Source organism: Amycolatopsis sp. NPDC003865 (assembly GCF_053605345.1).
In genome coordinates this window covers 85,289-109,931 of sequence record NZ_JBSGJA010000028.1, presented here as the reverse complement: position 1 = coordinate 109,931, position 24,643 = coordinate 85,289, and the positions used below count along the sequence as shown (strand labels likewise).

The 24,643-nt window shown below is 70.8% G+C and carries 20 protein-coding genes; 10 read left to right on the top strand and 10 right to left on the bottom strand.

All coding sequences use genetic code 11. The features are described from left to right. The first annotated feature begins 57 nt into the window (after positions 1–57). On the top strand, positions 58–2,112 hold the full coding sequence (locus ACWEVP_RS43505; protein ID WP_452068451.1) for a M3 family metallopeptidase: 2,055 nt from the start codon (positions 58–60) through the stop codon (positions 2,110–2,112). A gap of 257 nt (positions 2,113–2,369) precedes the next feature. Next, positions 2,370–2,564, top strand: a complete 195-nt coding sequence (locus ACWEVP_RS43500) for a DUF6294 family protein (protein ID WP_452068450.1) — start codon at positions 2,370–2,372, stop codon at positions 2,562–2,564. A 56-nt stretch (positions 2,565–2,620) separates the two neighbouring features. On the opposite strand, the gene ACWEVP_RS43495 is transcribed toward ACWEVP_RS43500, so the two are convergent. The 5 genes from ACWEVP_RS43495 to ACWEVP_RS43475 form a co-directional block, all read right to left on the bottom strand. Then, entirely contained in the window at positions 2,621–2,806 is a 186-nt protein-coding gene (locus ACWEVP_RS43495; protein ID WP_452068449.1) for a hypothetical protein, read from the bottom strand. 179 nt (positions 2,807–2,985) lie between these two features. After that, positions 2,986–3,189, bottom strand: a complete 204-nt coding sequence (locus ACWEVP_RS43490; RefSeq protein ID WP_452068448.1) for a hypothetical protein — start codon at positions 3,187–3,189, stop codon at positions 2,986–2,988. Positions 3,190–3,258: 69 nt separating this feature from the next. Further along, positions 3,259–3,840, bottom strand: a complete 582-nt coding sequence (locus tag ACWEVP_RS43485) for a ClpP family protease (RefSeq protein ID WP_452068447.1) — start codon at positions 3,838–3,840, stop codon at positions 3,259–3,261. A gap of 130 nt (positions 3,841–3,970) precedes the next feature. Then, a complete protein-coding gene (locus tag ACWEVP_RS43480) occupies positions 3,971–4,951 on the bottom strand; it encodes a malate dehydrogenase (protein WP_452068446.1) in 981 nt (326 codons plus the stop codon). Between the two features lie 81 nt (positions 4,952–5,032). Beyond that, entirely contained in the window at positions 5,033–5,485 is a 453-nt protein-coding gene (locus ACWEVP_RS43475) for a MarR family winged helix-turn-helix transcriptional regulator (protein ID WP_452068445.1), read from the bottom strand. 89 nt (positions 5,486–5,574) lie between these two features. Here ACWEVP_RS43475 and ACWEVP_RS43470 point away from each other — a divergent pair, with 89 nt between their 5' ends. From ACWEVP_RS43470 to ACWEVP_RS43455, 4 genes are all read left to right on the top strand, one after another. Beyond that, complete coding sequence (locus tag ACWEVP_RS43470; protein ID WP_452068444.1) at positions 5,575–5,979, top strand: nuclear transport factor 2 family protein; 405 nt, start codon at positions 5,575–5,577, stop codon at positions 5,977–5,979. Beyond that, complete coding sequence (locus ACWEVP_RS43465; protein WP_452068443.1) at positions 5,976–6,341, top strand: VOC family protein; 366 nt, start codon at positions 5,976–5,978, stop codon at positions 6,339–6,341. The genes ACWEVP_RS43470 and ACWEVP_RS43465 overlap by 4 nt, the downstream gene beginning before the upstream one ends. A 2-nt stretch (positions 6,342–6,343) precedes the next feature. Then, complete coding sequence (locus ACWEVP_RS43460) at positions 6,344–7,198, top strand: TIGR03560 family F420-dependent LLM class oxidoreductase (protein WP_452068442.1); 855 nt, start codon at positions 6,344–6,346, stop codon at positions 7,196–7,198. 242 nt (positions 7,199–7,440) lie between these two features. After that, positions 7,441–8,070, top strand: a complete 630-nt coding sequence (locus ACWEVP_RS43455; protein WP_452068441.1) for a DUF4360 domain-containing protein — start codon at positions 7,441–7,443, stop codon at positions 8,068–8,070. 44 nt (positions 8,071–8,114) lie between these two features. On the opposite strand, the gene ACWEVP_RS43450 is transcribed toward ACWEVP_RS43455, so the two are convergent. The 3 genes from ACWEVP_RS43450 to ACWEVP_RS43440 form a co-directional block, all read right to left on the bottom strand. Next, positions 8,115–10,202 (bottom strand): FUSC family protein, encoded by a 2,088-nt coding sequence (locus ACWEVP_RS43450; protein WP_452068440.1) that lies wholly within the window; start codon positions 10,200–10,202, stop codon positions 8,115–8,117. After that, entirely contained in the window at positions 10,199–13,321 is a 3,123-nt protein-coding gene (locus ACWEVP_RS43445; RefSeq protein WP_452068439.1) for a GH92 family glycosyl hydrolase, read from the bottom strand. The genes ACWEVP_RS43450 and ACWEVP_RS43445 overlap by 4 nt, the downstream gene beginning before the upstream one ends. Before the next feature lie 172 nt (positions 13,322–13,493). After that, positions 13,494–17,822, bottom strand: a complete 4,329-nt coding sequence (locus ACWEVP_RS43440) for a GH92 family glycosyl hydrolase (RefSeq protein WP_452068438.1) — start codon at positions 17,820–17,822, stop codon at positions 13,494–13,496. 146 nt (positions 17,823–17,968) lie between these two features. Between ACWEVP_RS43440 and ACWEVP_RS43435 the strand changes: the two genes are divergently transcribed. The 3 genes from ACWEVP_RS43435 to ACWEVP_RS43425 are packed head-to-tail and all read left to right on the top strand — an operon-like array spanning position 17,969 to position 20,514. After that, entirely contained in the window at positions 17,969–19,600 is a 1,632-nt protein-coding gene (locus ACWEVP_RS43435; RefSeq protein ID WP_452068437.1) for a tannase/feruloyl esterase family alpha/beta hydrolase, read from the top strand. A 41-nt stretch (positions 19,601–19,641) separates the two neighbouring features. After that, entirely contained in the window at positions 19,642–20,274 is a 633-nt protein-coding gene (locus ACWEVP_RS43430) for a class I SAM-dependent methyltransferase (protein WP_452068436.1), read from the top strand. Positions 20,275–20,283: 9 nt separating this feature from the next. After that, a complete protein-coding gene (locus ACWEVP_RS43425; protein ID WP_452068435.1) occupies positions 20,284–20,514 on the top strand; it encodes a hypothetical protein in 231 nt (76 codons plus the stop codon). Positions 20,515–20,520: 6 nt separating this feature from the next. Here ACWEVP_RS43425 and ACWEVP_RS43420 read toward each other — a convergent pair whose 3' ends face one another. Together ACWEVP_RS43420 and ACWEVP_RS43415 are read right to left on the bottom strand one after the other, a co-directional pair. Then, positions 20,521–21,819 (bottom strand): M20/M25/M40 family metallo-hydrolase, encoded by a 1,299-nt coding sequence (locus tag ACWEVP_RS43420; RefSeq protein ID WP_452068434.1) that lies wholly within the window; start codon positions 21,817–21,819, stop codon positions 20,521–20,523. Beyond that, positions 21,812–22,639 carry a M55 family metallopeptidase gene (locus tag ACWEVP_RS43415; RefSeq protein ID WP_452068433.1) on the bottom strand — a complete coding sequence of 276 codons (828 nt, stop codon included), beginning with the start codon at positions 22,637–22,639 and terminating at the stop codon, positions 21,812–21,814. The genes ACWEVP_RS43420 and ACWEVP_RS43415 overlap by 8 nt, the downstream gene beginning before the upstream one ends. A gap of 169 nt (positions 22,640–22,808) precedes the next feature. Between ACWEVP_RS43415 and ACWEVP_RS43410 the strand changes: the two genes are divergently transcribed. After that, on the top strand, positions 22,809–24,641 hold the full coding sequence (locus ACWEVP_RS43410) for an ABC transporter substrate-binding protein (RefSeq protein ID WP_452068432.1): 1,833 nt from the start codon (positions 22,809–22,811) through the stop codon (positions 24,639–24,641). Positions 24,642–24,643: the final 2 nt, after the last annotated feature.

Below are 24,643 nucleotides of genomic sequence, written 5' to 3'. Positions count from 1 at the left end.
GGTGGACCACGTAGGGTGGCGGGACCGAGTGTTGCACCCCCACAGGAGCCTGCCCTGATGATTTCGCCGGAGAACCCGTTCGCCGCACCCAGCGAGCTGCCCTACGCCCTGCCGCCCTTCGACCGGATCGAAGACGAGCACTACCGGCCCGCGTTCGAGGCGGGCCTGGCCGAGCACGCGGCGGAGATCGAGCAGATCGCGGCGCAGGACGCCGAGCCGACGTTCGAGAACACCATCGTCGCCCTCGAGCGCGCCGGCGAGCTGCTGGGCCGCGTGGCGAGCGTGTTCTACAACCTCTCCGGCTCCAACAGCACCGACGAGATCCAGGCGATCCAGGCGGAGTTCGCGCCGAAACTGGCCGCCCACCACGACGCGATCCACCTGAACCCGAAGCTGTTCGCCCGCATCGACGCCCTGCACGCGAAGCGGGACGAGCTGGGCCTGGACGGGGAGTCGCGGCGGCTGCTCGAACGCCGGCACCTCGACTTCAGCCGCGCGGGCGCGGGGCTGGGCGAGGCCGAGCAGGCCCGCCTGCGCGAGCTGAACGCGCAGCTGTCGACGCTGCAGACGAAGTTCCAGCAGAACCTGCTCAAGGACACCAACGACCTCGCCGTCGTCATCGAGGACCGCGCGGAACTGGCCGGCTTCGGCGACGGCGCGATCGCCACCGCCGCCGAGGCGGCGTCCGCCCGCGGTGAGGACGGCAAGTACGTCATCCCGCTGACGCTCCCGACGAGCCAGGCGTCGCCGCTGGAGACCCTGACCGACCGGGACGTCCGCGCGCGGATCCACGCCGCTTCGATGGCGCGCGGCAACCGCGGCAACGACTTCGACAACAACGCGCTCGTCGCCGAAATCGCGCACCTGCGCGCGGAACGGGCGGTGCTGCTCGGCTACCCGAACCACGCGGCGTACGTCATCGCCGACGAGACGGCGAAGACCGCCGAGGCCGCGGCCGGCCTCCTGGAACGGCTCGCGCCCGCCGCCGTCGCGAACGCCCGCACCGAAGCCGCGGAACTGCAGCAGCTGCTGGAATCGGACGTTCCCGGCGCGACGCTGCGCCCGTCGGACTGGCCCTACTACGCCGCCCAGGTCCGCCGTGAGCGCTTCGACGTCGACACCGAGGCGCTGCGCCCCTACTTCGAGGCCGACCGCGTCTACCTCGACGGCGTCTTCTTCGCCGCCACCAAGCTCTACGGCCTCACCTTCACCGAGCGGACCGACCTCCCCAAGTACCACCCGGAGGTCCGGACCTTCGAGGTGTTCGACGCCGACGGCACCCCGCTCGGCCTGTACCTGCTCGACCTCTACACCCGCGACGCCAAGCGCGGCGGTGCGTGGATGAACACCTTCGTCGACCAGTCGTGGCTGCTGGACCGCAAAACGGTCGTGGTGAACGTCCTCAACGTCGGCAAGCCGCCGGCGGGGGAGCCGACCCTGCTCACCTTCGACGAGGTCGTCACCGCCTTCCACGAGTTCGGCCACGCGCTGCACGCCCTCGTCTCGGCGGTCCGCTACCCGACGTTCTCCGGCACCAACGTCCCCCGCGACTTCGTCGAATACCCCTCCCAGGTCAACGAAATGTGGATGCTGTGGCCGGAGGTGCTGGCCAACTACGCCAAGCACCACGAGACGAGGGAGGCCCTGCCGCAGGAGCAGGTCGACAAGCTCCTCGCCGCCCAGCAGTACGGCGAAGGCTTCGCCACCACCGAATACCTAGCCGCGTCGCTGCTCGACCAGGCCTGGCACCGCCTCGGCGTCGACGACCGCGTGGAGGAGGTCCAGCGGTTCGAAACCGACGCCCTCGTGAAGGCGGGCGTCGCCGTCGAGGCCATCCCGCCGCGCTACCGCACGACATACTTCGCCCACGTCTTCAGCGGCGGCTACAGCGCCGGGTACTACTCCTACATCTGGAGCGAAGTCCTCGACGCCGACACCGTCCAGTGGTTCCGCGAGAGCGGGGGACTGACCCGCGAGAACGGCGACCACTTCCGCCGCACCCTCCTCGGCAGGGGAGGAAGCATCGACCCGATGGACGCCTTCCGCGCCTTCCGCGGCCGCGACCCCGAAATCGAGCCCCTGCTGGCCCGCCGCGGCCTCACCGGAGCCTGATCTTCAACTGTATAACGACCTATACTGTGGGGCTGGTTTTTCAAAACCAGCCCCACAGTCGTTCCTGCCGCCCAAAACAGCGCAAAGACGGACAGGGGCGGCTGCCCTGGAAACCGCACGTCCGTGACCTTCGCCGAGCGCCCTGCGGAGCTAACTTGGGGCTTCGACAACTCTCGGGTCGTGGCCTTGTTCGTGCTGGCGCTGAGCAGCCTGTTCGTCGTTCCGGCGTCGGCCGGGACGCAGACGGCGGAGGCGACGTGCACCGGCGCCGGTTCGTGCCGGTCGCCACGGACACGAGCGGGTTCGTGCTGGGGCCGATCACGCACGGGGGCGACCCGAAGTTCGTGCGGGGCACGGTGAAGAACACGTGGACGTGGTGGTTCGACGCCGGGTCGTTCGACCCGGCGTGGTTCGACCGGATCCACAGCATGAGGTTGACGAGTCACTGCTGATCGCCGCTCGCCCCGGTGTCCGTCCGGCGCCGGGGCGGTTCGGAGCACCGGTACGGCTAGGCGACCAGGTCGAGCCAGGCTTCCGCGAGGGCACAGTGGCCGGCCGGGGTCGGGTGCACGCCGTCCGCGGACCAGTGTTCCGGTCCGGTTTCCGCGGAGAGCTCGGCGAACATGCGGTCGGCGGTGATCAGCCGCACGGCCTCTATCTTCGGGTCGAGGCCGGCTCGCCAGTCGCGGCGCACGTCGGCGTCGATGCGGATGTCCCCGGCTTCGGTGACTCCTTCGACCGGCAGGAGGAACGGTTCGATGAGGATCAGTTCCGCGCCGGTTTCGGCGAGGGGTGCGAGCAGGCGGTCGTAGCCCGCCGCGAACTCGTCCGCGGAGACTTCCGGCCGGCGTGGGTCGAAGGTGTGCCGGCCGTTCAGCGGGCTTGCAGGTCGGTCACGGTGTGGCCGGCGTCGGCGGTGTCGATCCAGGTGATGGGGCGGCCGGGGTGGCGGAAGGACCATTCGCCGGCGACGAGGAGGGGGTAGCCGCAGCGTTCTTCGCCGTCCGGGCGCCAGAGGGTGGTGATGGAGTCGCCGGCGAAGAGCACGGTGCTGTGGGGTTTCAAGGTGATCGTCATGCGGTCGAGCGTGGCGGTGGCGGCTGGCGGGAGACGCACATGGCGCTGGCATCCCCCGCCAGGGGCGTGTCAGGCGCCGGCGACGATGTGGTCGACGAAGCCGTAGGTGAGGGCTTCCTCGGCGTCGAACCAGCGGTCGCGGTCGGCGTCGGTGGTGATGCGTTCGACGCTCTGGCCGGTCTGGCGGGCGGTGATTTCGGCGATGCGGCGCTTCATCTTGCCGAAGACTTCGGCCTGGATGGCGATGTCAGTGGCGGCGCCGCTGATGCCGGCCGAGGGCTGGTGCATGACGATGCGGGTGTTGGGCAGGAGGTAGCGCTTTCCGGGAGTGCCGGAGGAGAGCAGGAACTGGCCCATGGAGGCGACGAAGCCGAGGCCGTAGGTGGCGACGTCGGGTTTGACGAGCTGCATGGTGTCGTAGATGGCCATGCCGGCGGTGACCGAGCCGCCGGGGGAGTTGATGTAGAAGGTGATGTCCTTCGCCGGGTCGTCGGCGGCGAGCAGGAGGAGCTGGGCGATGATGCGGTTGGCGACGTCGTCGTTGACCTCGGAGCCGAGGAAGACGATGCGGTCGCGCAGGAGCTGCTGGTAGACCGAGTCTTCGGGGGCGGTGCTCGGTGCCTGCATGTCGGGTGCGGCGAGAAGGGTCATGGGCCGACCGTAGGGCGGTGGGCTGGGCTCGCGGGGGTGGTTTCGCTGTGAGCGTGCGGAGTTCGCTGCCGGCGATCACGCGAACGGGCCGCCGTCCGGTGTGGACGGCGGCCCGTTGTCGTGGGGAGGCTCAGATGAGGCCGAGCTTCTGCACGGTGTCGCGTTCTTCGACGAGCTCGGCGACGGAGGCGTCGATGCGGGCGCGGGAGAAGTCGTCGATCTCGAGGCCCTGGACGATTTCGTACTTGCCGTTCTTGGCGGTGACCGGGAAGGAGGAGATGATGCCTTCGGCGACGCCGTAGGAGCCGTCGGAGACGACGCCGGCGGAGGTCCAGTCGCCTTCGGGGGTGCCGTTGACCCAGGTGTAGACGTGGTCGATGGCGGCGGAGGCGGCCGAGGCGGCGGAGGAGAGGCCGCGGGCTTCGATGATGGCGGCGCCGCGCTTGGCGACGGTGGGGATGAAGTCGTTCTCGAGCCAGGCCTGGTCGACCTCGACGGCCTTGCCGCCGACTTCGGCGTGCTGGACCGAGGGGTACTGGGTGGCGGAGTGGTTGCCCCAGATGGCGAGCTTCTTGAGCTCGGTGACGGGGACGCCGAGCTTCTTGGAGAGCTGGGCGAGGGCGCGGTTGTGGTCGAGGCGGGTCATCGCGGTGAAGCGGTCGGCGGGCACGTCGGGGGCGTGTGAGCGGGCGATGAGGGCGTTGGTGTTGGCGGGGTTGCCGACGACGAGGACCTTGATGTCGTCGGCGGCGCCGGCGTTGATGGCTTCGCCCTGGGGCTTGAAGATGCCGCCGTTGGCTTCGAGGAGGTCGCCGCGTTCCATGCCCTTGCTGCGGGGGCGGGCGCCGACGAGGAGGGCGATGTTGGCGCCGGAGAAGGCCTGCTTGGGGTCGTCGAAGATGTCGATGCCGGCCAGGAGCGGGAACGCGCCGTCGTCGAGCTCCATGGCGGTGCCCTCGGCCGCCTTGACCGCCTGCGGGATCTCGAGGAGCCGCAGCTTCACCGGGACGTCCTGGCCGAGGAGCTGACCGGAAGCGATGCGGAAGAGCAGCGCGTAGCCGATCTGGCCGGCGGCGCCGGTGACGGTCACGTTGACAGGGGCTTGGGTCATTGCGGTACTCCAGCTTGAGACGACTTTGGCTAGTGGTGTGGAGCCTATCCCTCCTCGGCGTCGCTGGTCGGGTGCGTCCAGTCACTGTTGCGAGGATCGCTTTTCGTCGTCGGAGACGTTCGCCGCGAGGCGGTGGAGGAGGTCGGCGAGCTGGGCGATCTCGGTGTCGGTGAGGCCTTTGCGCATGCGTTCGTCGTGGGCGATGGCGGCCGAGGCCAGGCGGAGGAAGAGCTGTTCGCCTTCGGGGGTGAGGGTGACCAGGTGGACGCGGCGGTTGCCGGGGTCGCGGCGGCGGGTGACGAGGCCGGCGGTTTCCATGCCGTTGAGGTGGTGGGTGAGGGTGGCGCCTTGGATGCCGACGGCGTCGGCGAGTTCGCGCTGGTTGGCGACCGGTCTGGTTTTGAGGGAGATGAGGATCTGCCAGACGGGCTGGGAGCCGCCGGCGGTGGCGAGGGCCTGGTCGAAGGCGCGGCCCGCGGTTTTGGCGGTGCGGGCGAGGACGACGCCGATGGGGGCGGTGGCTGGTGCCGGCATGGTGCGCAGCTTACCGCAGAAGTCTAAGCGTTTGACCTCTAATCATTAGACTTCTAACGTTGTGCCCATCGAACCGGAAGGGGAACGCGATGAGCACCGATGAAGAGGTCCGCGAGTTCGGCCGGGTCTGGGCCGCGGCGGAAGAACGGGGCGACACCGAAGAGCTGGCCGGTCTGGCCGCCGACGGCTTCCGCCTGGTCGGCCCGCTGGGCTTCGTCCTGGACCGCGACCAGTGGCTGGCGCGCTACGGCGGCGGCGCGCTGGTCACCGAGAAGCTGGACTGGGCCGACGTCGAGGTTCGCGACTTCGGCGGCACCGCCATCGCGATCGGCGTGCACGACCAGGTCGCCACGCACGAGGGCAACCCGGTGAACGGCAGGTTCCGCGCGACGCACGTCCTGGTCCGCGACGACGACCGGTGGCGCCTGGCCGGCATCCACCTCAGCCCGATCGGTGGCCCGCCGCCCTTCGCGCCCGGGCGGAGCGAGCGATGAGCGTCGAGCTGAACCACACGATCGTGTGTGCCACCGACCGGGAGCGGTCGGCTGAGTTCCTGGCCGGGATCCTCGGGCTGCGGACCGAGCCGGTCACCGGGCCGTTCGTGCCGGTCCGGCTCGCGAACGGTGTCACGCTGGACTACCTGCGGGTCGACCGCGTGACGAGCCAGCACTACGCCTTCCTGGTCGGCGAGGACGACTTCGACGCCGCCATGGCGCGGATCGAGCGGGCCGGCGTCACGTACTGGGCGGACCCGTTCCACGAGCGGGCCGGTGAGATCAACTCCATGAACGGCGGCCGCGGGGTCTACTTCGAGGACCCGGACGGTCACAACCTGGAACTGCTCACGAGGGGGTAGCCGTGCGGCTGAGCATCGGGGTCACGGACTTCTCGTGGCCGGACAAGGTGACCGAAGAGCTGGCGGGCGTGGCGGTGGCGGCCGAGGACGCCGGGCTCGACACGCTGTGGGTGCCTGATCACCTGCTGCAGGCCGACCCGAACAGCACGCCGGATTCGGCGATGCTGGAGGCGTACACGACGCTGGGGTTCCTCGCTGCCCGCACCGGCCGGATCGGGCTGGGGACGATGGTGTCGGCGGTGACGTTCCGGCCGCCGGCGCTGCTGATCAAGGCGGTCACGACCCTCGACGTCCTCTCCGGCGGGCGGGCCCGGTTCGGGATCGGCACCGGGCACCACGACGGCGAGGCGCGGGCGATGGGGCTGCCGTTCCCGCCGGTGGGCGAGCGCTTCGAGCGGATGGAGGAAACGCTCCGGCTGGCGCGGCGGATGTGGGACGGCGACTCCTCGGCGTTCGAGGGCAGGCACTACCGCCTCGGCCGTCCGGTCGGGAACCCGCGGCCGGTGCGCCGCCCGCGGGTGCTGATCGGCGGGGCGGGTGAGCGCAGGACGCTGCGGCTGGTGGCGGAGTATGCCGACGCGTGCAATGTGTTCGACATCCCGGACGGCGGGAAGACCGTGCGGCACAAGCTGGCCGTCCTCGCGCGGCACTGCGAGGAGGCGGGGCGGCCGTACGGGGAGATCGAGAAGACGATCAGCACGCGCTTGGCGCCGGGGGAGCCCGTGGAGTCGTTCGCGCGGCGGTGCGCGGAGTTCGCGGAGTGGGGGATCGAGCACGCCGTCGTGATCACGGCGGGGCCGTGGCGGGCTGCGGGCGTGGCGACGCTGGGGCGGGTCGCGGGCCTGCTGGCGGAGTGAAACGATCAAGCCCGGACGTCGCGGGGTGATCGCGGACGGCGGGCGGCGGTCCGGAGGCACGAAATCGTTTTCCGGTCCTTTTCATTCGTGCGCGGTGAAATGACGGCTCGAAATTATCGGTATACCGCGTGGCGGGACGGCTACTGCGTGTTGCTCCGTTCAGCGGGGTTTCGGACCATGATCCTTTCGCTACCATGGTCGGCGCCCCCGTCCCCAATTCGAATGTATTGGGAAGGATTCCGATGCTTTCTGCGGTCGTTGCTGCCGTGCTGGCGCTGTCCTCTGTGGTCACCCCGCATTCCTGGAACACTCCTCCGCCGCCCGACAAAATCGTCATCGACGTCGCGACCGTCAACGGTACCGGGTGTCCGCCCAACACGGCCGCCGTCTCGGTGTCGCAGGACAACACGGCGTTCACGGTAACTTACAGCACCTACACGGCGCTGGTGGGTGTCGGCGCCGGCCCGCTGGACGCCAGGAAGAACTGCCAGATCGGCCTGCGGGTGCACGTGCCGCAGGGGTTCACGTACGGAATCGCTTCGGCGGACTACCGCGGTTTCGCGCACCTGGAGCGCGGCGCGACCGGACTGGAGAGAGCGAACTACTATTTCCAGGGTAATTCACCGACGGCCTATGTCCAGCATCCGCTGACGGGTCCGTTCGAGAACGACTGGCAATTCACCGATTCCACGGAGGTCGGTGCGATCGCATTCAAGCCGTGCGGCGAGGAACGGAACCTGAACATCAACACGGAATTGCGGGCCGCGGCCGGGACGTCGGATCCGAAGAAGACGACGAGCTACGTCACGATGGACTCCACCGACGGCAGCATCACCACGACGTACCACTTCGCGTGGTTGTCCTGTCCGTGAGTTGAGCACCACGGGGCGGCGCTGCGCGGGCGCCGCCCCGGCGGTCACTTCCCGGCCGGGGCCCGCGGGTCGGTGGCCTGGAGGTCGAAGACGCGGCCGAGGGAGACGAGTGCTTCGTCGAGGTGGCTGAGGCTGGAGAGGACGGCACGGGTTTCGGCCTGCTCGACGCGGTCGGACACCGGGGTGCCGTCGTCGCGCACGAGCGTGCCGGGTGTGGGGCCACCCGGTGCGTCGAGTGCTTTGCGGAGGACGTCGAGGTTGGCCAGCAGGCGGCCGGTGAACTGGCGCAGGCGGTCGGCGTCGGGGCCGGCGAGCATCCCGGGCTGGGCGCGGGCGGCGACGTGGCGGGCGCGGAAGGCGATGGTTTCCAGCGTGGTGAGCACGTGCCAGCCGTAGTCGCGGCGGGCGCTGCGGAGGTTCACCGGGTGGGTGAGCGGCTCGACGGTGGTGCGGACCTGTTCGACGGCGCGGTCGAGGTCGCGGGACAGTTCGATGATGTTGACGTTCTCTTCGCCGGCGAGCAGGTCGCGGGTGTGCTCGAGGAACTCTTCCAGTTCGTCGAGGACGGCGCCGATGTCGTCGAGCATGACCGAGCGGGTGCGGACCGGGACGATGACGACGGCGGCGAGGATGCCGGCGGTGGCGCCGACCGCGGTCTCGGCGACGCGGATCCAGAGGACTTCGAGGCTGAAGGTGCCGAGCAGGCTGTAGAGCAGGCCGAGCATGCTGGTGATGAAGAAGGCCATCACGACCTGGGAGACGCGGGCGGTGTAGACCATCCCGAACACGCAGACCAGGATCAGGGCGAGGGTGGCGGCGGTGTTGCCGCCGACTCCCAGCGCGAGCAGGACGCCGCCGACGATGCCGATGAGGGTGCCGCCGAGGCGGCGGACGCCTTTGACGAAGGTGGCGCCGGCGCTGGAGGCGCCGATGAACACGACGAAGACGGTGAGCACGGCCCAGTACCAGCGCTGGTGGGAGACGAGTTCGCCGCCGAGGACGGCGAGCCCGCCGCCGACGACGGCCTGGATGGCGCTGCGGGTGCGGTTGTCGTAGGCGAAGGTCGGGGCCGGCTCGTCGTCTTCGTGGTCGTCGAGTGGATCCACTGTGGACTCCGGTGCGGCGGCGCGCTGGGCGCGGTCGTCGGCCAGTGCCAGCTCCGCGAGGGCTTTGCGGACGCCGTCGCCGGGCGTGGCGTGTTCGTCGATGCGGCTGCCTTCGACGAGCATGCGGCTGTATTCGCCGGTCTGGCTGATCAGCGGAAGCTCTCGAGGGTCGCGTTCCATCAGGGCGCGGAAGCGGGCGAGGCGGGCGATGAGGTCGTCGCGGACGTCGGCGTCGAGTTCGGCGGAGCAGGTGCGCTGGACGGTGATGGTGAGCCACTGGACGGCGAGCTCGACTTCGATGGCGCGGCGGCGCAGCCGGTCGGCGGCCCGCGCGTCGACGACGTCGGGGGCGGCGTCCTCGATGAGCAGGACGCACTCGTGGAGCTGGGCCAGTGCGTGGCGGAGCTGCTTGCGGGTGCGGTCGCTGCCGTTGACGGCGAGGTGGGCCTCGGCGGCGCGCACGACCGCGGCGAGGCGCGCGCGGAAGGCGCGGCGCACGCGCAGGAACTCGGCTTCGGCGTTGTGGCGCAGCAGGACGAACCGGACCACGGCGTTGGCGAGGACGCCGACGCCGAGCGCCATCAGCAGCTGCGGCACCTGGGCGAGGTGGGCCTGCAGGAACATCGGGAAGAAGAACAGGAAGAACCCGATCGACCCGAGCGCGGTGCCGCGGGCGCCGAAGCGCTGGGCGTAGACGGCGACGAAGATGAGCAGGACGAACACGACGCTGTCCATCGGCGGCAGCGCCGAGCCGAGGCTGGCGACGGTGATCGACGCGGCCCCGGTGAGGAACGCCAGCACGAGGGTGACGGCCTGGCCGCCGGGGGTGGCGTCGTTGACGGTGAACGCCGTCATCATCGCCGCGATGGCGCCGACGAGCATCACCGTGAGCGGGACGTGCGCGGGCAGCAGCGCGGCGACGGCCAGGACGATGCCGAGGACCGCGGACCCGGCCAGGCGCAGCCGGACGAGGCCGGGGTCGGCCGCCGCCAGCCGGTCGAGCGCGGCGGTGCGGAAGTGGTTCATCGGGCGAGCAGCTCCCACTGGGCGAGGGTGGCGCGGCCGCCGCGGGTGGCGGTGATCCGCAGCCGGTAGTGCGGGTGGGCCGCCGGGGCGGCGAGGGCGAAGGGGCGGGTCTGGCGGCGCCAGCGGAACAGCTCGCCGGCGCGTTCGTCCAAGGTGGTCCAGTGGGTGCCGTCGTCGGAACCTTCGAGGACCCACGCGCTGGGGTCGCCGCGGCGGGTGCCGGAGGTGAGCGTGTACATCGTGACTTCGCGGGGTTCGCCGGTGACGGTGAACTCGACCGACGGTGTGGCGCCGCGGAAGGTGACCTGGGTGCGGGTGGTGTCGTCGAAGAGCGCGGCGAGGTTCTTGGCGTTCTCGCTGGTGGCGGTGCCGGTGAGGTCGGAGATGGGGGCCGGGTGCCGGGCCGGCGGCGGCGGGGCGCCCCAGCCGGTGGGTTCGGTCGTGAGGTCGAAGACGAGCTCGGCGCCGGCGGCGAGGGTGGCGTGGGCGATGGTCGTCGCGTCGTGCGGTTCGCCGTTGACCGTCAGGCCGCGGACGTACACGGTCTCGTCGGTGTTGCCGGGGGCGTGGACGACGAGCTTCCTGCCGCCGCCCAGGTGCACGGTCGCCTTCTCGAACAGCGGCGAGCCGATCGCGTAACGCGGGCTGCCGACGGCCAGCGGGTAGAAGCCCAGCGCGCTGAACACCCACCAGGCGGACATTTCGCCGTTGTCCTCGTCGCCGGGGTAGCCCTGCCCGATCTCGCTGCCCAGGTAGAGCCGTCGCAGCACTTCGCGCACGACGCGCTGGGTCTTCGCCGGCGCGCCGGCGAGGTTGTAGACGTAGGGGATGTGGTGGGAGGGCTGGTTGGAGTGGCCGTACTGGCCCATGCGGACGTCGCGGGCTTCGGTCATCTCGTGGATCAGGCCGCCGTACGCGCCGGGACGCCGCCCGGTCTCGGGGGTCGCGAAGAACTCGTCGAGCTTGGCTTCGAGGCCGGCGTTTCCGCCGTGCAGGGCGGCGAGGCCGGGGCCGTCGTGGGGTGCGGTGAAGGCGGTGTTCCACGCGTTGGTCTCGACGAAGTCGCCGCCCCACGCGGCCGGGTCGTAGCCGTGCGCGCCGAACTTGCGGCGGCCGTCGCGGTGGCGGCCCTGGAAGAAGCCGATCTCCGGGTCGAAGTGGTGGACGTAGTGCTGCGCGCGCTCGCGGAAGTAGGCGGCCTCCTCGGCGTACCTGCGCGCCCGGGGCCCGGAGCTTTCCCGGGAAAGCTCCGCGGCCAGGTTGGCGAGGCCGAAGTCGTTGATACAGCCTTCGAGGGCCCAGGACAGTCCTTCGTGGACCGACACCGGGGTGTAGCCGAGGAAGATCGACTCCGCCAGGCCCTTGCGGCCGACCGACCGGCGCGGCGGGGTGACGGTGGCGTTCTTGAGGGCGGCGTCGTAGGCGGCCTCGACGTCGAAGTCCCGGACGCCCTTGAGGTAGGCGTCGGCGAACGCGACGTCGGAGCTGGTTCCGGTCATCAGGTCCGCGTAGCCCGGTGAGGACCAGCGGGAGATCCAGCCGCCTTCGCGGTACTGCTGGACGAACCCGTCGACCAGCCGGCCGCAGTGGTCCGGGGTGAGCAGCGCGTAGGCGGGCCAGGTGGTGCGGTAGGTGTCCCAGAAGCCGTTGTTGACGTACATTTCGCCGTCGACGACCTTCGCGCCGGTGCGCCGCCGGGTGCTCGGCCACCGTCGCCGCACCACGGGGCTCGCGTGCCGGACGCCCTTGGGCGTGTTCTCGTGCGCGGCGTTCGGGTAGAGGAACAGCCGGTAGAGGTTGGAGTACAGCGTGGTGCGCTGGTCCTCGGTCGCGCCTTCGACCTCGACCCGGCCGAGCTGCTCCCGCCACCGCGCCCGCGCCTGGTCGCGGACCTGCTCGAACGTCGTCCCGGCCGGGATCTCCAGCTCGAGGTTGCGCTGGGCCTGGGCCAGGCTGATCAGCGAGGTCGCGATCCGCAGCGTCGCGTCGGGACTGTCGAACTCGAAGTAGCCCGCCACCCGCCGCCACGGCGGCCGGCGGACCTTCGCGCCGCGCGTCGCCGGGGCGTCGGTGACGCCGTAGAAGAACATCCGCCGCGCGCCGGCGGACAGGCGGCTGCGGACCGTCGTGTACCCCGAGATGACGCCGGTGTCGGCGTTCAGGCGGAGGCGGCCCCGGTTGCCGACGTTGTCGAACAGCAGCCAGCCGTGCTTGTCCGGGAAGGTGACCCGCAGGATCGCCGCGTGCGACGTCGGCGCGAGGTCGGCGGTCATGCCGCCGGCGAACCGGACGCCGTAGTGGTGCGGCGAGTCGGTTTCGTCGTCGTGGCTGAAGGCCAGCGCGCGCTTGCGGCGGTGGGGTTCGACCGGGCCGGTGCCCGGCATCACGTGGAAGGTGTGCCGGTCGCCCATCCACGGGCTCGGCTGGTGCGAGAGCGCGAGCGCCTGCAGCGCCGGGCGGTTCTCCTCGTCGTTGTGGCGGTGGTAGGAGTAGATCCAGTTGGTGACCCCGGCGTCGGTGACCGGGGTCCAGAAGTTGAACCCGTGCGGCACCGCCGTTGCGGGGAAGTTGTTGCCGCGGGAGAAGTCCGCGCTGGAGTGCGTGCCGCGGGTCGTGCGGACGCAGTCGACGGGGTCTCGGGGCGGCTCGGGGCGTTCGGCGACGCGGACGTCGTCGAGCCAGCCGGTGATCTCCCCGGGCGCGTCGGTGCGCAGCACGATCCGGGCGATCCGGCGGCCGGCGAACGCCCCGAGCGGGCGGCGGACGAGGTTCCACTGGTCCACCCACAGCGTCTTGTCGTCCACCGGGTCGAACCCGGCGGTGGTGCCGTCGGCGAACTCGACGTCCAGGCTGACCCGGGTGGCGTGGTAGGCGGGGACGTCGCCGTCGGACCGGGGGAAGACCACATAGGACAGCTCGGTGCGCTCGGTGACCGGCACGTCGAGTTCGAACAGGACGCCGCGGGGCCGCGCGGTGTAGCGCAGGGCCTTGGCCCCGGTGAAGCCGACGCCGGTCTTGGCCGTGGGGGAGCGGTCCGGGCCGCTGTCGACCGTCAGCGTGACGTCCGCGGGCTGCGGATCGCCGGTTTCGAAGGACGAGAAGAACACGGCGTCGGGCATGCGCCCACCGTATCGGCCGATCGGCGTAGCGGCGCGCAGGAGTGGAGGCGAACCCGAGCACCGGCCTACGGTCCCGGTCCGCGTGGCAGCCGGGTCCGGCAGGAAGAACTCCCTGACGCGAGGATGCCCTCCCCGCCGGATCGCGGGGAGGGCATCCACTGCACCAGCGGGACTAGATCTTCGCGCACTGCCCCGCGGCCGGGCCGCGGACGGTGTTCGGCAGGTCGTAGTCCGTCGGCACCGGCGAGTTGGCCGCGCACGCCAGCGGGCCGGCGATCGTGCTGGCGGTCAGCACCGGTCCGTGGTTGGCCGTCAGCGCCACCGGGCCGCCCACCTGGGTCAGCTCGATCGACACCGTCCCGCTCGTCCCGGTGATCGCCACCGGTCCGCCGACCTTCGTGCGGTTCAGCACGACCTGGCCCGCGCCCGTGGCCGACAGCGGGCCCTTGATCTCGCCGCCGCGCACCACCAGCGACGCGCCGGGCGCGACGGTGACCGGACCCGACACCGTCGCGTCCTGCAGGCACACGGTGCCGTTCGACACCGTCAGCGGGCCGTTCGAGACGCCCGTGATCGTCTTCGTGCAGGACGCGTCCGGCTTGCCCAGCAGCTCGAACTCGGCCAGCTGCGCCGGGGCGCCGGTGCTGGTCGCGGTGACTTCGAGCTTGTAGTAGGCGTAGTGCGCCGGGTTGGCGACCTTGAACGCGCGGGTCTGCTGCCGCCAGCTGAACGCCTGGTTCGCCTGCTGGTCGGCCACCGCCCAGGTCTTGCCGTCGTAGGAGCCCTTCAGCGTCCAGCTCTTCGGGTCGCCCGCACCGGTCTGGGACGTCAGCGTGTAGTGCGTGACGGCCTCGTCGGTGTTGTCCAGCTGGTACTGGACGGCGCCGGTGACGGCGGCCTGGGTGCGCGAGGTGTTGTCGACCAGCGCCGCGGCGGCGGAGCCGTCCGAAGTGGACAGCGTGCCCCTGCCGGGGCCGGTCTCGTCGTGCAGCGGCGCCGGTGCGGCGTCACCCGTGGTGATCGACTTCGGCGCGTCGTTCGGGCCGGTGCCCCACGACGAGGGGTTCGGGCCCATGTCGAAGTCGATGACCCCGCCGCGAGCGATGACGTCCTGCGGCAGCGACGTCGAGGAGTACGCCTTGCCGTTGACCTTCACGCCCTGGACGTAGACGTTCTTCGCGCTGTTCTTCGGCGCGTTGATCACCAGGTTCTTGCCACCGGCCAGGTGGATGGTGGCCTTCTTGAACAGCGGCGACCCGATCGCGTAGTTCGGGCTGCCCATCTGCAGCGGGTAGAAGCCCAGCGCGCTGAAGGTCCACCACGCGGACTGCTCGCCGTTGTCCTCGTCGCCGGCGTAGCCCTGGCCGATCTCGCTGCCGGTGTAGAGCCGCGAGAGGGCCTCGCGGACCTTCTCCTGCGTCTTCGCCGGCTGGCCCGCGTAGTCGTACATGTAGAGCGTGTGGTGCGAGGCCTGGTTGGAGTGGCCGAGCTGACCCATCCGCACGTCGCGGGCCTCCCGCATCTCGTGGATCACCCCACCGTAGGAGCCCGGGAAGTTCGCGGTCTCCTGGTCGGCGAAGAACGCGTCCAGCTTCTTCGCCAGGCCCGCCTTGCCGCCGTAGAGGTTGGCCAGGCCCTGGCCGTCCTGCGGCACGGAGAACGCCATGCCCCAGCCGTCGGTCTCGGTGTAGTCGATGCCCCACACCCGCGGGTCGTACTCCTGCGGCGACCGGCTGAACTTCCCGGCAGCGTCCCGGCCCTGGAAGAACCCGACGCTCGGGTCGAACACGTTCACGTACTGCTGGGCCCGGTTGGTGAAGTACTCGTAGTTGGCCAGGTACTCCTGCTTGCGCGGGTCGGTCGCGGCAGCTTCGTCGTAGAGCTTCTTCGACAGGTTCGCGATGCCGAAGTCGTTGACGTAGCCCTCGATCGACCAGGAGAACCCGTGCTCGGCGGTGTTCGGGGAGTAGCCGAGGAAGATGCCCTCGTCGATGCCCTTGCGGCCGACCGCGTTGTTCGGCGGGGTCACCGTCGCGTCCTTCAGCGCCGCGTCGTAGAACGACTTGACGTCGAAGTTCTTCACGCCCTTCAGGTAGGCGTCGGCGAACGCGACGTCCGCGCTGGTGCCGGTCATCAGGTCGGCGTACCCCGGCGAGGACCACCGGGAGATCCAGCCGCCGTCGCGGTACTGCTGGACGAACCCGTCGATCATCTTCCCGGCCGTGTCCGGGGTGAGCAGCGAGTACGCCGGCCACGTCGTGCGGTAGGTGTCCCAGAACCCGTTGTTGACGTAGGTCTGGCCGTCGACGATCTTCGACCCGGTCTGCGTCGGGGTGTCGGCGCCGGTCTTCGGCGAGACGAAGCTCGCGTACTTGTAGACCGGCTTCTCCGGCGTGCCGGTGTTCTCGAACCCGGAGTTCGGGTAGAGGAACAGCCGGTACAGGTTCGAGTAGAGCGTCGTGAGCTGGTCCTTCGACGCGCCCTCGACCTCGATCACCTTCAGCTGGTCGTCCCAGGTCCGCTGCGCGGCGTCGCGGACGGTGTCGAACGTCGCGGCCGGGGCGATCTCCATGGCGAGGTTCTTCTTCGCCTGCTCCACGCTGATCAGCGACGTCGCGATCCGCATGTTCACCGTCTTGTCGGCGCCGGCGGCGAACCGCAGGTAGCCGGCGACGTCGTCGTGGCCGTGCCCGGTGAGCTTCCCGCCCGCGGTCACCGGCTTGTCGAACGTCGCGTAGACGAACATCCGGCCGGCGCCCGCCGACAGGCCGCTCTTGACGTCGGTGAAGCCCGACAGCGTGCCGCCCGCGGTGTCGAGGGTCAGCCCGCCCTGGTTCTTGAAGTTGTCGAAGATCAGGCTGGAGTCGCCGCCCGGGAAGGAGAACCGGAACATCGCCGCGTGGTCGGTCGGGGCGATCTCGGTCTTGATCCCGTTCTCGAACCGCACGCCGTAGTAGTGCGCCCGCGCGGTCTCGTTGTCGTGCTTGAACGCCAGCGCCCGGGCGTCGCGGTCGGCGTCCGGCACCCCGGCGGCCGCGGACGGCATCACCTGGAAGGTCTGCCGGTCGCCCATCCACGGGCTCGGCTCGTGGCTGACGCTGAACGCCTGCAGCTCCGGCAGGTTCTGCTCGTTGTTCTGGCTGTGGTAGTTGTACATCCACCGCACGTCGCCGTTGTCGGCGTTCGCGTCGGTGACCGGGGTCCAGAAGTTGAACCCGTGCGGCACCGCCGTGGCCGGGAAGTTGTTGCCCCGGGAGAAGCTCCCGTTGGCCATCGTCCCCCGCGTGGTGACCACGTTGTCACTCGGACGGAGGCTGGCGGGCGGGGTCGGCGTCGCGGAGATCTTCACGTCGTCCAGCCAGCCCTGCAGCGAGCCGGGGCCGTCGGGGTTGTCGTAGCCGACCAGGATCCGGTCGATCGTCTTGCCCTTGGCGACCTGCCCGATCGCCGAGCGCACCGAATTCCACTGGTTGGTGTAGAGGACCTTGCTCTTGCCCTGGCCTTCCGGCGTCAGCGGGAACCCGTACTGGTCGGTCGCGCCCAGGTCGCGCAGGTAGGTGCCGTCGGTGAAGGCGAGGTCGATCGCGACGTTCGTGCTGGGGTACTTCAGATCGCCGGTGATGAACTGCGGCTGCACCTTGTACGACAGCTCGGTCGAGGCCACGACCGGGACGTCCACGTCGAAGATCTTGTTGTAGGACCAGCCGTGCCCGGCCGCGGTCTGGCTGCCCGAGTAGCGGAAGGCCTTCAGGCCGGTGAAGCCGACGCGGTTCTTGTTCGTGTAACCGGTCGTCGGGCCGGAGTCGACGAAGCTGCGCATGTTCGGCAGCGGCGGCGGGGCCGGGTCGTCGTTGGCCAGCAGCAGCTCGGACAGCTGCAGGATCGGGCCGCCGTTGTTGCGCGTGATGTCCAGCCGGAAGTACTTGTACGCCGCGGTCGGGGCGGCGAGCTTGTAGTCCTTCTGCTGGAACCGCTCGGTGAACGACTGGTCGGTCTGCTTGTCCAGGTCGGTCCAGGAGCTCGCGTCGTTCGAGCCCTGCAGCGTCCAGTCCTTCGGGTCGCGGTTGTCGAAGTCGTTGGCCGAGGAGATCGCGTAGTGCGTGATCGAGGTGGCCTCCGACAGCGTGATCTGCGCCCACGCCGTCGGGTCCCACGACAGCCACTTCGTGTCCGTCGTGCCGTCGACGAGGTTCGACACCACCTCGCCGCCGGAAGTGTTCTCGCTGCTGGCGCTGGTCTCGGTCACCTTGCCGCGGATGTCGCCGGGGATCGTGGTGCCGTTCGCGCCGTTGACGCCGTAGGCGCGCGGCTTGCCCGCCGCGTCGGTGTCGACGGTGTCGGTCCACGCCGGCTGCGCGTCACCGGCCTCGAACGAGGACGAGAAATCGGCGGGCAGGGCTTCTTCGGCGGCGGACGCCGTGGCGGGGAGGGCGACCAGGCCGGCGGCGACCACGGCGGCGGTCACCAGGAAAGCGACCGGCGGTCTGGCGCTTCGGGGCATCGTTGCTCCAAGCTCTGGAGGGTGAACTGGGGACCGACGGACGGGGGACCGGCGGCGCCCAGAGAGCGAAACGCGCGGGTGACATCGATGTCAAGACCGGTCGGCAAACCTGGCCAGAACTGGACAACCGAGGGAATGGGGAACCCATGAGACCAGTCCGGATCTTCACCGCACTCACGACACTCCTGCTCGCCGCCACCGGGTTCGCGCCGGTGACCGCCACCGCCGCGACGGCCTCACCCGTCCGGCCGATCACCGCCTGCGGCGACCTGGTCCGCGGGTTCGCCCTCCCGGGCGCCGCCACGCACGTCACCTCGGCCGCCGTCGTCGCCGCGACCGCCGGCGACCCCGAATACTGCGGTGTCCAGGGCTACGTCGAACCCGCCGTCCGCTTCGAGCTGCGGCTGCCCACCAAGACCTACGCCGGCCGCTACCTGCAGTACGGCTGCGGCGGCTTCTGCGGCCTGGTCAACCCGCCCGCCTTCGCCGACTGCGGCCTGCCCCACGGTGGCGACGTCGCCGTCGCGGCCACCGACGACGGGCACGTCGGCACGACCCCCGCCGTCGTCGACGACGGCAGCTGGGGCGCGCACGACCAGGCGGCGCGCGACGACTTCGAATTCCGCGCGCCCCACGTCGTCTCCCGCGCGTCGAAGGCGATCATCCAGGCGTTCTACGGCTCCCCGCCGCGCAAGTCCTACTTCACCGGCTGCTCCGACGGCGGCCGCGAAGGCCTGCTGCTGGCCCAGCGCTACCCGGCCGACTTCGACGGCATCGACGCCGGCGCCCCCGCGAACTACTGGGGACCGCTGCTCGGGGAGTACCAGACCTGGCTCGCTCGGGTGAACGCCGCCGCCGACGGCAGCCCGGTCCTCACCGCCGCCAAGCTGCCCGCGCTGCACGACGCGGTGCTCGCCGCCTGCGACCGCCTCGACGGGCTCGCCGACGGCCAGCTCGACGACCCGCGTGCCTGCCGCTTCGACCCCGCGACCCTGACCTGCGCCGGCCCCGACACCCCGGCCTGCCTCACCCCGGCCCAGGTCACCGTCGTGCACAAGCTGTACTCGCCGCCCACCGACGCCCACGGGACGCTGCTCTACCCCGGTGGCCAGGAGCCCGGCTCCGAGCTGTCCTGGGCGGGGTGGATCATCCCGACCCCGGAGACGGGCGGGTTCGCCTTCGCCCGCAGCCTCGCCGACAACTACCTGCGCTACCTCGGCTACCCGATCGGCGCACCGGCCTCGACCGTGGACACCTTCGCCTTCACCCGGCGCGAGTTCGACCGGCTCACCCCGGTCGGCGTCCGCTACGACGCGCTGAGCCTGGACCTGTCGGCGTTCCGCCAGCGCGGCGGCAAGCTCGTGCTGTGGCACGGCTGGGCCGACGAGGCCATCCCGCCGGCCGGCACGCTCGACTACTACCAGCGGCTCACCCGCGGCCACGCCCAGGACTGGGTCCGGCTGTTCATGGTCCCGTCGCTCTACCACTGCGGCGGCGGCACCACGCTCACCGAATTCGATCCGCTCAAGCAGCTGGTCGCCTGGGTCGAACGCGGCACGACGCCCACCGTGGTGACCGCGACCGGCCGCGACGCCGCCGGGAACGTCACCCGGACCCGGCCGGTGTTCGCCTACCCGCAGCGCGCGGTCTACGACGGCACCGGCAGCGTCGACGAAGCCGCCAATTTCCACCCCGCCCCGCCCGTCTCACCGGTCCGGGACGTCGTCCACTGGGCCGGTGAGCACCTGTACGCGATTCCGGGGCCGGTCGCGCGGTAAACGGGTCCCACGGGTCCGGCGTCGCCGCTAAGGTCACGCTCATGACGACGCCGGAACCCGCCGACCGAGTGCTCTCCCGCGCCTCCCTCGCCGACGGCAGCCCGACCCGCTGGTTCGACGAGCTCTACACCGCCGCCGCCCGCGGCGAGGCCGAGGTCCCGTGGACCCGCGGCGCACCGAACGCCGACCTGGCCGACTGGGTGGAGCCGGGCGAGGGCCGCCGGGCGCTGGTGGTGGGCAGCGCCCTGGGCGACGACTCGGAGCTGCTGGCGGCGGCGGGCTGGACGGTGACCGGCTTCGACGTCGCCCCCGCCGCGGTCGAGGCCGCCCGCGCCCGGTTCCCGGAGTCACGAGTGGACTACGTGGTGGCGGACCTGCTGAAGCCGCCGGGGGAGTGGCACCACGCGTTCGACCTGGTCGTGGAGATCATCAACATCCAGGCGATGCCCCGCGACTTCCGCGCCGCGGCGATCACGTCGCTGGCCGGCTTCCTCGCCCCGGGCGGCACGATGCTGGTGTCGGAGGTGGCGGAGGAGAACGTGGCACCGGAACCGGGACCGCCGTGGCCGTTCAGCCGCGCGGAGATCGAGTCGGTCGCCCAGGACGGCGTGAAACTGGTGGGCTTGGAGACCATCCGCGACGGGGCCCGCTACTGGGCCGAGTTCACCCGCTGAGGCCTTCTCGTGCCCGAGGGAAGGGGCCGCAAGGTCGCCCGGCCGCTCAAGTACCGTTCGCCCGGACCGTCGGCGGGCCCGGTCGAGCGCCCCGACCGCGGCCCGGACGACGACGATGGCGGTGTCGGAGCGCGCGAGCCGCGCCGCCCCCTCCCGCCGTCCCCCGTCGGCGGCGCGGGTGCGCGGCCGCTGCCGGAGGCCGTCCTCGCCGCCGAGCTGCCCAATCCGCCGGTGCGCTGAACCGGCTCAGCACTCCGCCAGGAACCGGGACAGCACCCGGGTCCCGAAGTGCAGGCCCTCCACCGGGACCCGCTCGTCCACGCCGTGCGCCATCGCCCGGTACGGGAAGCCCTTCGGCAGCCACAGCGGCGCGAACCCGTAGTTGGCGATCCCCAGCTGCGCGAACGCCTTCGCGTCCGTCCCGCCGCCCAGGCAGTACGGCACCACCACCGCTTCGGGGTCCTCCGCCCGCAACGCGGCAGCCATCGCCGCGAACCACAACGAGTCCACCGGGGCCTGCACCGGCGGCTGGTGCGCCACGAACTCCCGCGTCACCCCCTCGCCGAGCAGCTCGTCCAGCGCCGCGAACAGCGACTCCTCGGTGCCCGGCAGCACCCGCACGTCGACCTGCGCCGTCGCCGTCGAGGGGATCACGTTCACCTTGTAGCCCGCGTCCAGCATCGTCGGGGTCGTGCTGGTGCGGACCGTCGGCAGCACCAGCCCGCCCGCCGGCCCCAGCGCCGCCACCGCCGCGTCCACGCCGTCCGAAGTGGACAGATCGACCGGCACGCCCAGCGCCGCGCCGGTCCGCTCCAGGAACGCCCGCACCGCCGGGGTCAGCGACACCGGCCAGCGGTGTGACGCGATCCGGTGCAAAGCGCCCACCAGCCGGGTGACGGCGTTCTCGTCGTTGGGCCGCGACCCGTGCCCCGCCCGGCCTCGCGCGGTCAGCCGCAGGTGCGCGGTGCCGCGCTCGGCCGTCCCGACCGGGTACAGGCGCACGTCACGGCCGTCGGCCGCCGGGACGTGGTAGGTGTAGCCGCCCGATTCGCTGATCGCCGCCTCGCAGCCCTCGAACAGCTCCGGGTGAGACGCGACCAGCCAGTGCGCGCCCCAGTCGCCGCGGTCCTCCTCGTCGGCCACGAACGCCAGCACCAGCTCACGCCGCGGCCGCACCCCGCCCGCCAGCGCGGCGAGGACCATCGCCACGAAGTCCTTCATGTCGGTCGCGCCGCGGCCCCACAGGTAGCCGTCGCGGACCTCGCCGGCGAACGGCGGCACCGACCAGTCCGCGGCGTCGGCCGGGACGACGTCCAGGTGCCCCTGCACCAGCAGCGCCGGCAGCGACGGGTCCGTGCCCGGCACACGGGCGATCACGCTCGCCCGGCCCGGCGCCGCCTCCAGGATCTTCGACGGGATCCCCAACCCGTCCAGGAACGCGGCCACGTACTCCGCCGCCGGCCGCTCCGGCTCGGCGTCGTTGCCGCCGCGGTTGGTCGTGTCGAACCGGATCAGGTCCGCGCACAGCTCGACGACGTCAGCCATAGATGCCCTGCACCGCCCCCGCCGCGATCGCCGTGACGACCTTGAACGCCTTCATCGCCTCGGTCATGTTCGGCGCGTCGAACCCGACCCGGCGCGTCCCGATCTGCTCCACCGTCGGGATCACCGCCGTCGCCTGGGCCAGGTGGCTCGCGTCGAACTCCACCTCGATCCGGTGCCCCCCGACCCGGCGCTCTTCCCGTCCCGCCCGCGCCATCGCGTCGGCCGCCGCGCCGGTCAGCAGGTCCGCCGTGCGCGACGGCGGCAGGCAGATCGCCGCGTACCGGCTCACGCACTCCTTCACCTGCACCAGCTCCGCCTCCGGAGCGTAATCACGGGCGTCGTCACACGTTTTGTCGTCACCCGAAACGAGCAGGACAGGGACGCCGTACTCCGCGGCCATCGCCGCGTTCAGCCTGCCCTCGCTCGCCGGGACGTCGTCCAGCCACACCCCGGTGATCTGGTTCTCCAGGTAGGTGTGGGAAAGCACCCCGTCGAACCCGGCACCGGCGTGGTAGCCCAGGAACACCACACCGTCCACACCGGAATCGACGCCCTGCATCATCGACAGCGGCTTGTGCCGCCCGGTCAGCATCCGCGCCCGCGGGTCCAGCTCCTCCAGCAGCAGGTTCCGCTGCGACGAATGCGCCTCGTTGACCAGCACGTCCCCGGCGCCGGCCTGGTAGAGCCCGGCCAGCACCGCGTTGACGTCGCCGGTGAACAGCCGCCGGAAGCGGTCCCACTGCGGCGAACCGGGCACGACGTCGTCGGTCCAGGTGACGCCGGTGGCGCCCTCCATGTCCGCCGAGATCAGGATGCGCATGACCGGCACTCTAGCCAGGCCGCCGCGGCCCCGGGCACGGATCCCCGATCACGCAGCGTCACCGAAAGCGATCGATAACGATCGGACACCTGCCGCAGCGGCAACATATTGCGCGGTTGTGGCGGTATGTGGTTACTTCTCGTCCTTGGGGAGGCTCACAGCGAGAACGATGGGGTGGTTTTTGGTGCATTTCCAACGCAGAATCGGGCGGTTCGGCCGCGTGGGCGCGGTCGTCGCGGCCGCGGCGCTGGCGGGGATCCCGCTCGCCGTACCCGCCCAGGCCCAGCAGGGCAAGGTGCTGCGGGTCGCGCTGACCACCGGCATCGACCACCTGAACCCGTTCACCGCCGTGCTGTCGGCGTCCACGCAGATCGGCCGGTTCACCTACGAGTTCCTCACCGTCCCGGACGCCGCGAAGGCCGAGGCCTCGCCCGCCCTCGCCGAGTCCTGGACCCCGTCGGCGGACAAGCTGACCTGGACGTTCAAGATCCGCAGCGGCGTCAAGTGGAGCGACGGGCAGCCGGTGACCGCCAAGGACGCGGCGTTCACGTTCAACCGCATGCTCAAGGACGAGAACGCCCGCACCGCCAACGGCAACTACGTGGCCAACTTCGAGACGGTCACCGCGCCCGACGACACCACCCTCGTCATCAAGACCAAGGCCGTGCAGGTCAACATGAACCTGCTCGACGTCCCGATCGTGCCGCAGCACATCTGGGAGGGGGTCACCGACCTCAAGGCCGCCGAGACCGACGACCTGAAGATCGCCGGCGTCTCCGACGGCCCGTTCCAGGTCACCGAGTACAAGCCGAACGAGTACGTCAAGTTCAAGGCCAACAAGGACTACTGGCGCGGCGCGCCGAAGGTCGACGAGCTGCAGCTGCTGCAGTTCAAGGACACCGAAGCCGCGGTCAACGCGCTCAAGCAGGGCGAAGTCGACGTCATCAACCGGCTCAACCCCAACCAGTTCGCCGCGCTGCAGGGCCAGCAGGGCATCACCACCAACGCCGCCCCCGGCCGCCGCTACGACGAGCTGTCGATCAACTTCGGCGTCACCGACAACGCCAACAACCCCATCGGCGACGGCAACCCGGTCCTCAAGGACATCAACGTCCGCAAGGCCATCACCCAGGCCGTGGACACCCAGGCCATCGTCGACAAGGTCCTCAAGGGCCTCGGCCAGGTCGGCGGCGGCGTCGTGCCCGCCATCTACGCCGACTACCACTGGGACCCCAGCGACAGCGAAAAGGTCAAGTTCGACCTCGCCGCCGCCAACAACACCCTCGAGCAGGCCGGCTACAAGAAGGGCCCCGACGGCGTCCGCACCGCCCCCGGCGGCGCCAAGCTCGAACTGCGCCTGACCGGGCACGCCAACCGCAGCTACGACCAGGGCGTCGCCCAGTACGTCACCGGCTGGCTCAAGGACATCGGCATCACCGTCAAGCAGGACCTCGTCTCCGACGACGAGCTGTCCGACCGCACCGCCGTCGGCAAGTACGACCTCGCCATCGGCGGCTACGGCACCAACCCCGACCCGGACTACGTGCTGTCGCTGCACACCTGCGGCGCGCGGCCCGCTCCGGACGGCAAGGGCGGTAGCACCGACACGTTCTTCTGCGACGCCCAGTACGACGACCTGTACAAGAAGCAGCTGACCGAAACCGACGACGCCAAGCGCGCGGACTACGTCAAGCAGGCACAGGCCCGGCTCTACAGCCAGTTCCCGACGATCGTGCTCGACTACCAGAACGCGCTGGAGGCCTACCGCTCCGACAAGTTCTCCGCCTTCACCACCCAGCCCCAGCCCAAGGGCGCGATCCTCGAGCAGACCGGCTACTGGGGCGTCTACGGCGCCACCCCGGCCGGTGCGGAAGCGACCGCGGACTCCGGCAGCAGCGGCACCGTCGTGTGGATCGTCGTCGGCGCGATCGTCGTGGTGATCGTCGTCGTCGGCGGGGTCGTCATCAGCCGCCGGAACAAGACCACAGAGGACCGCGAGTAAGC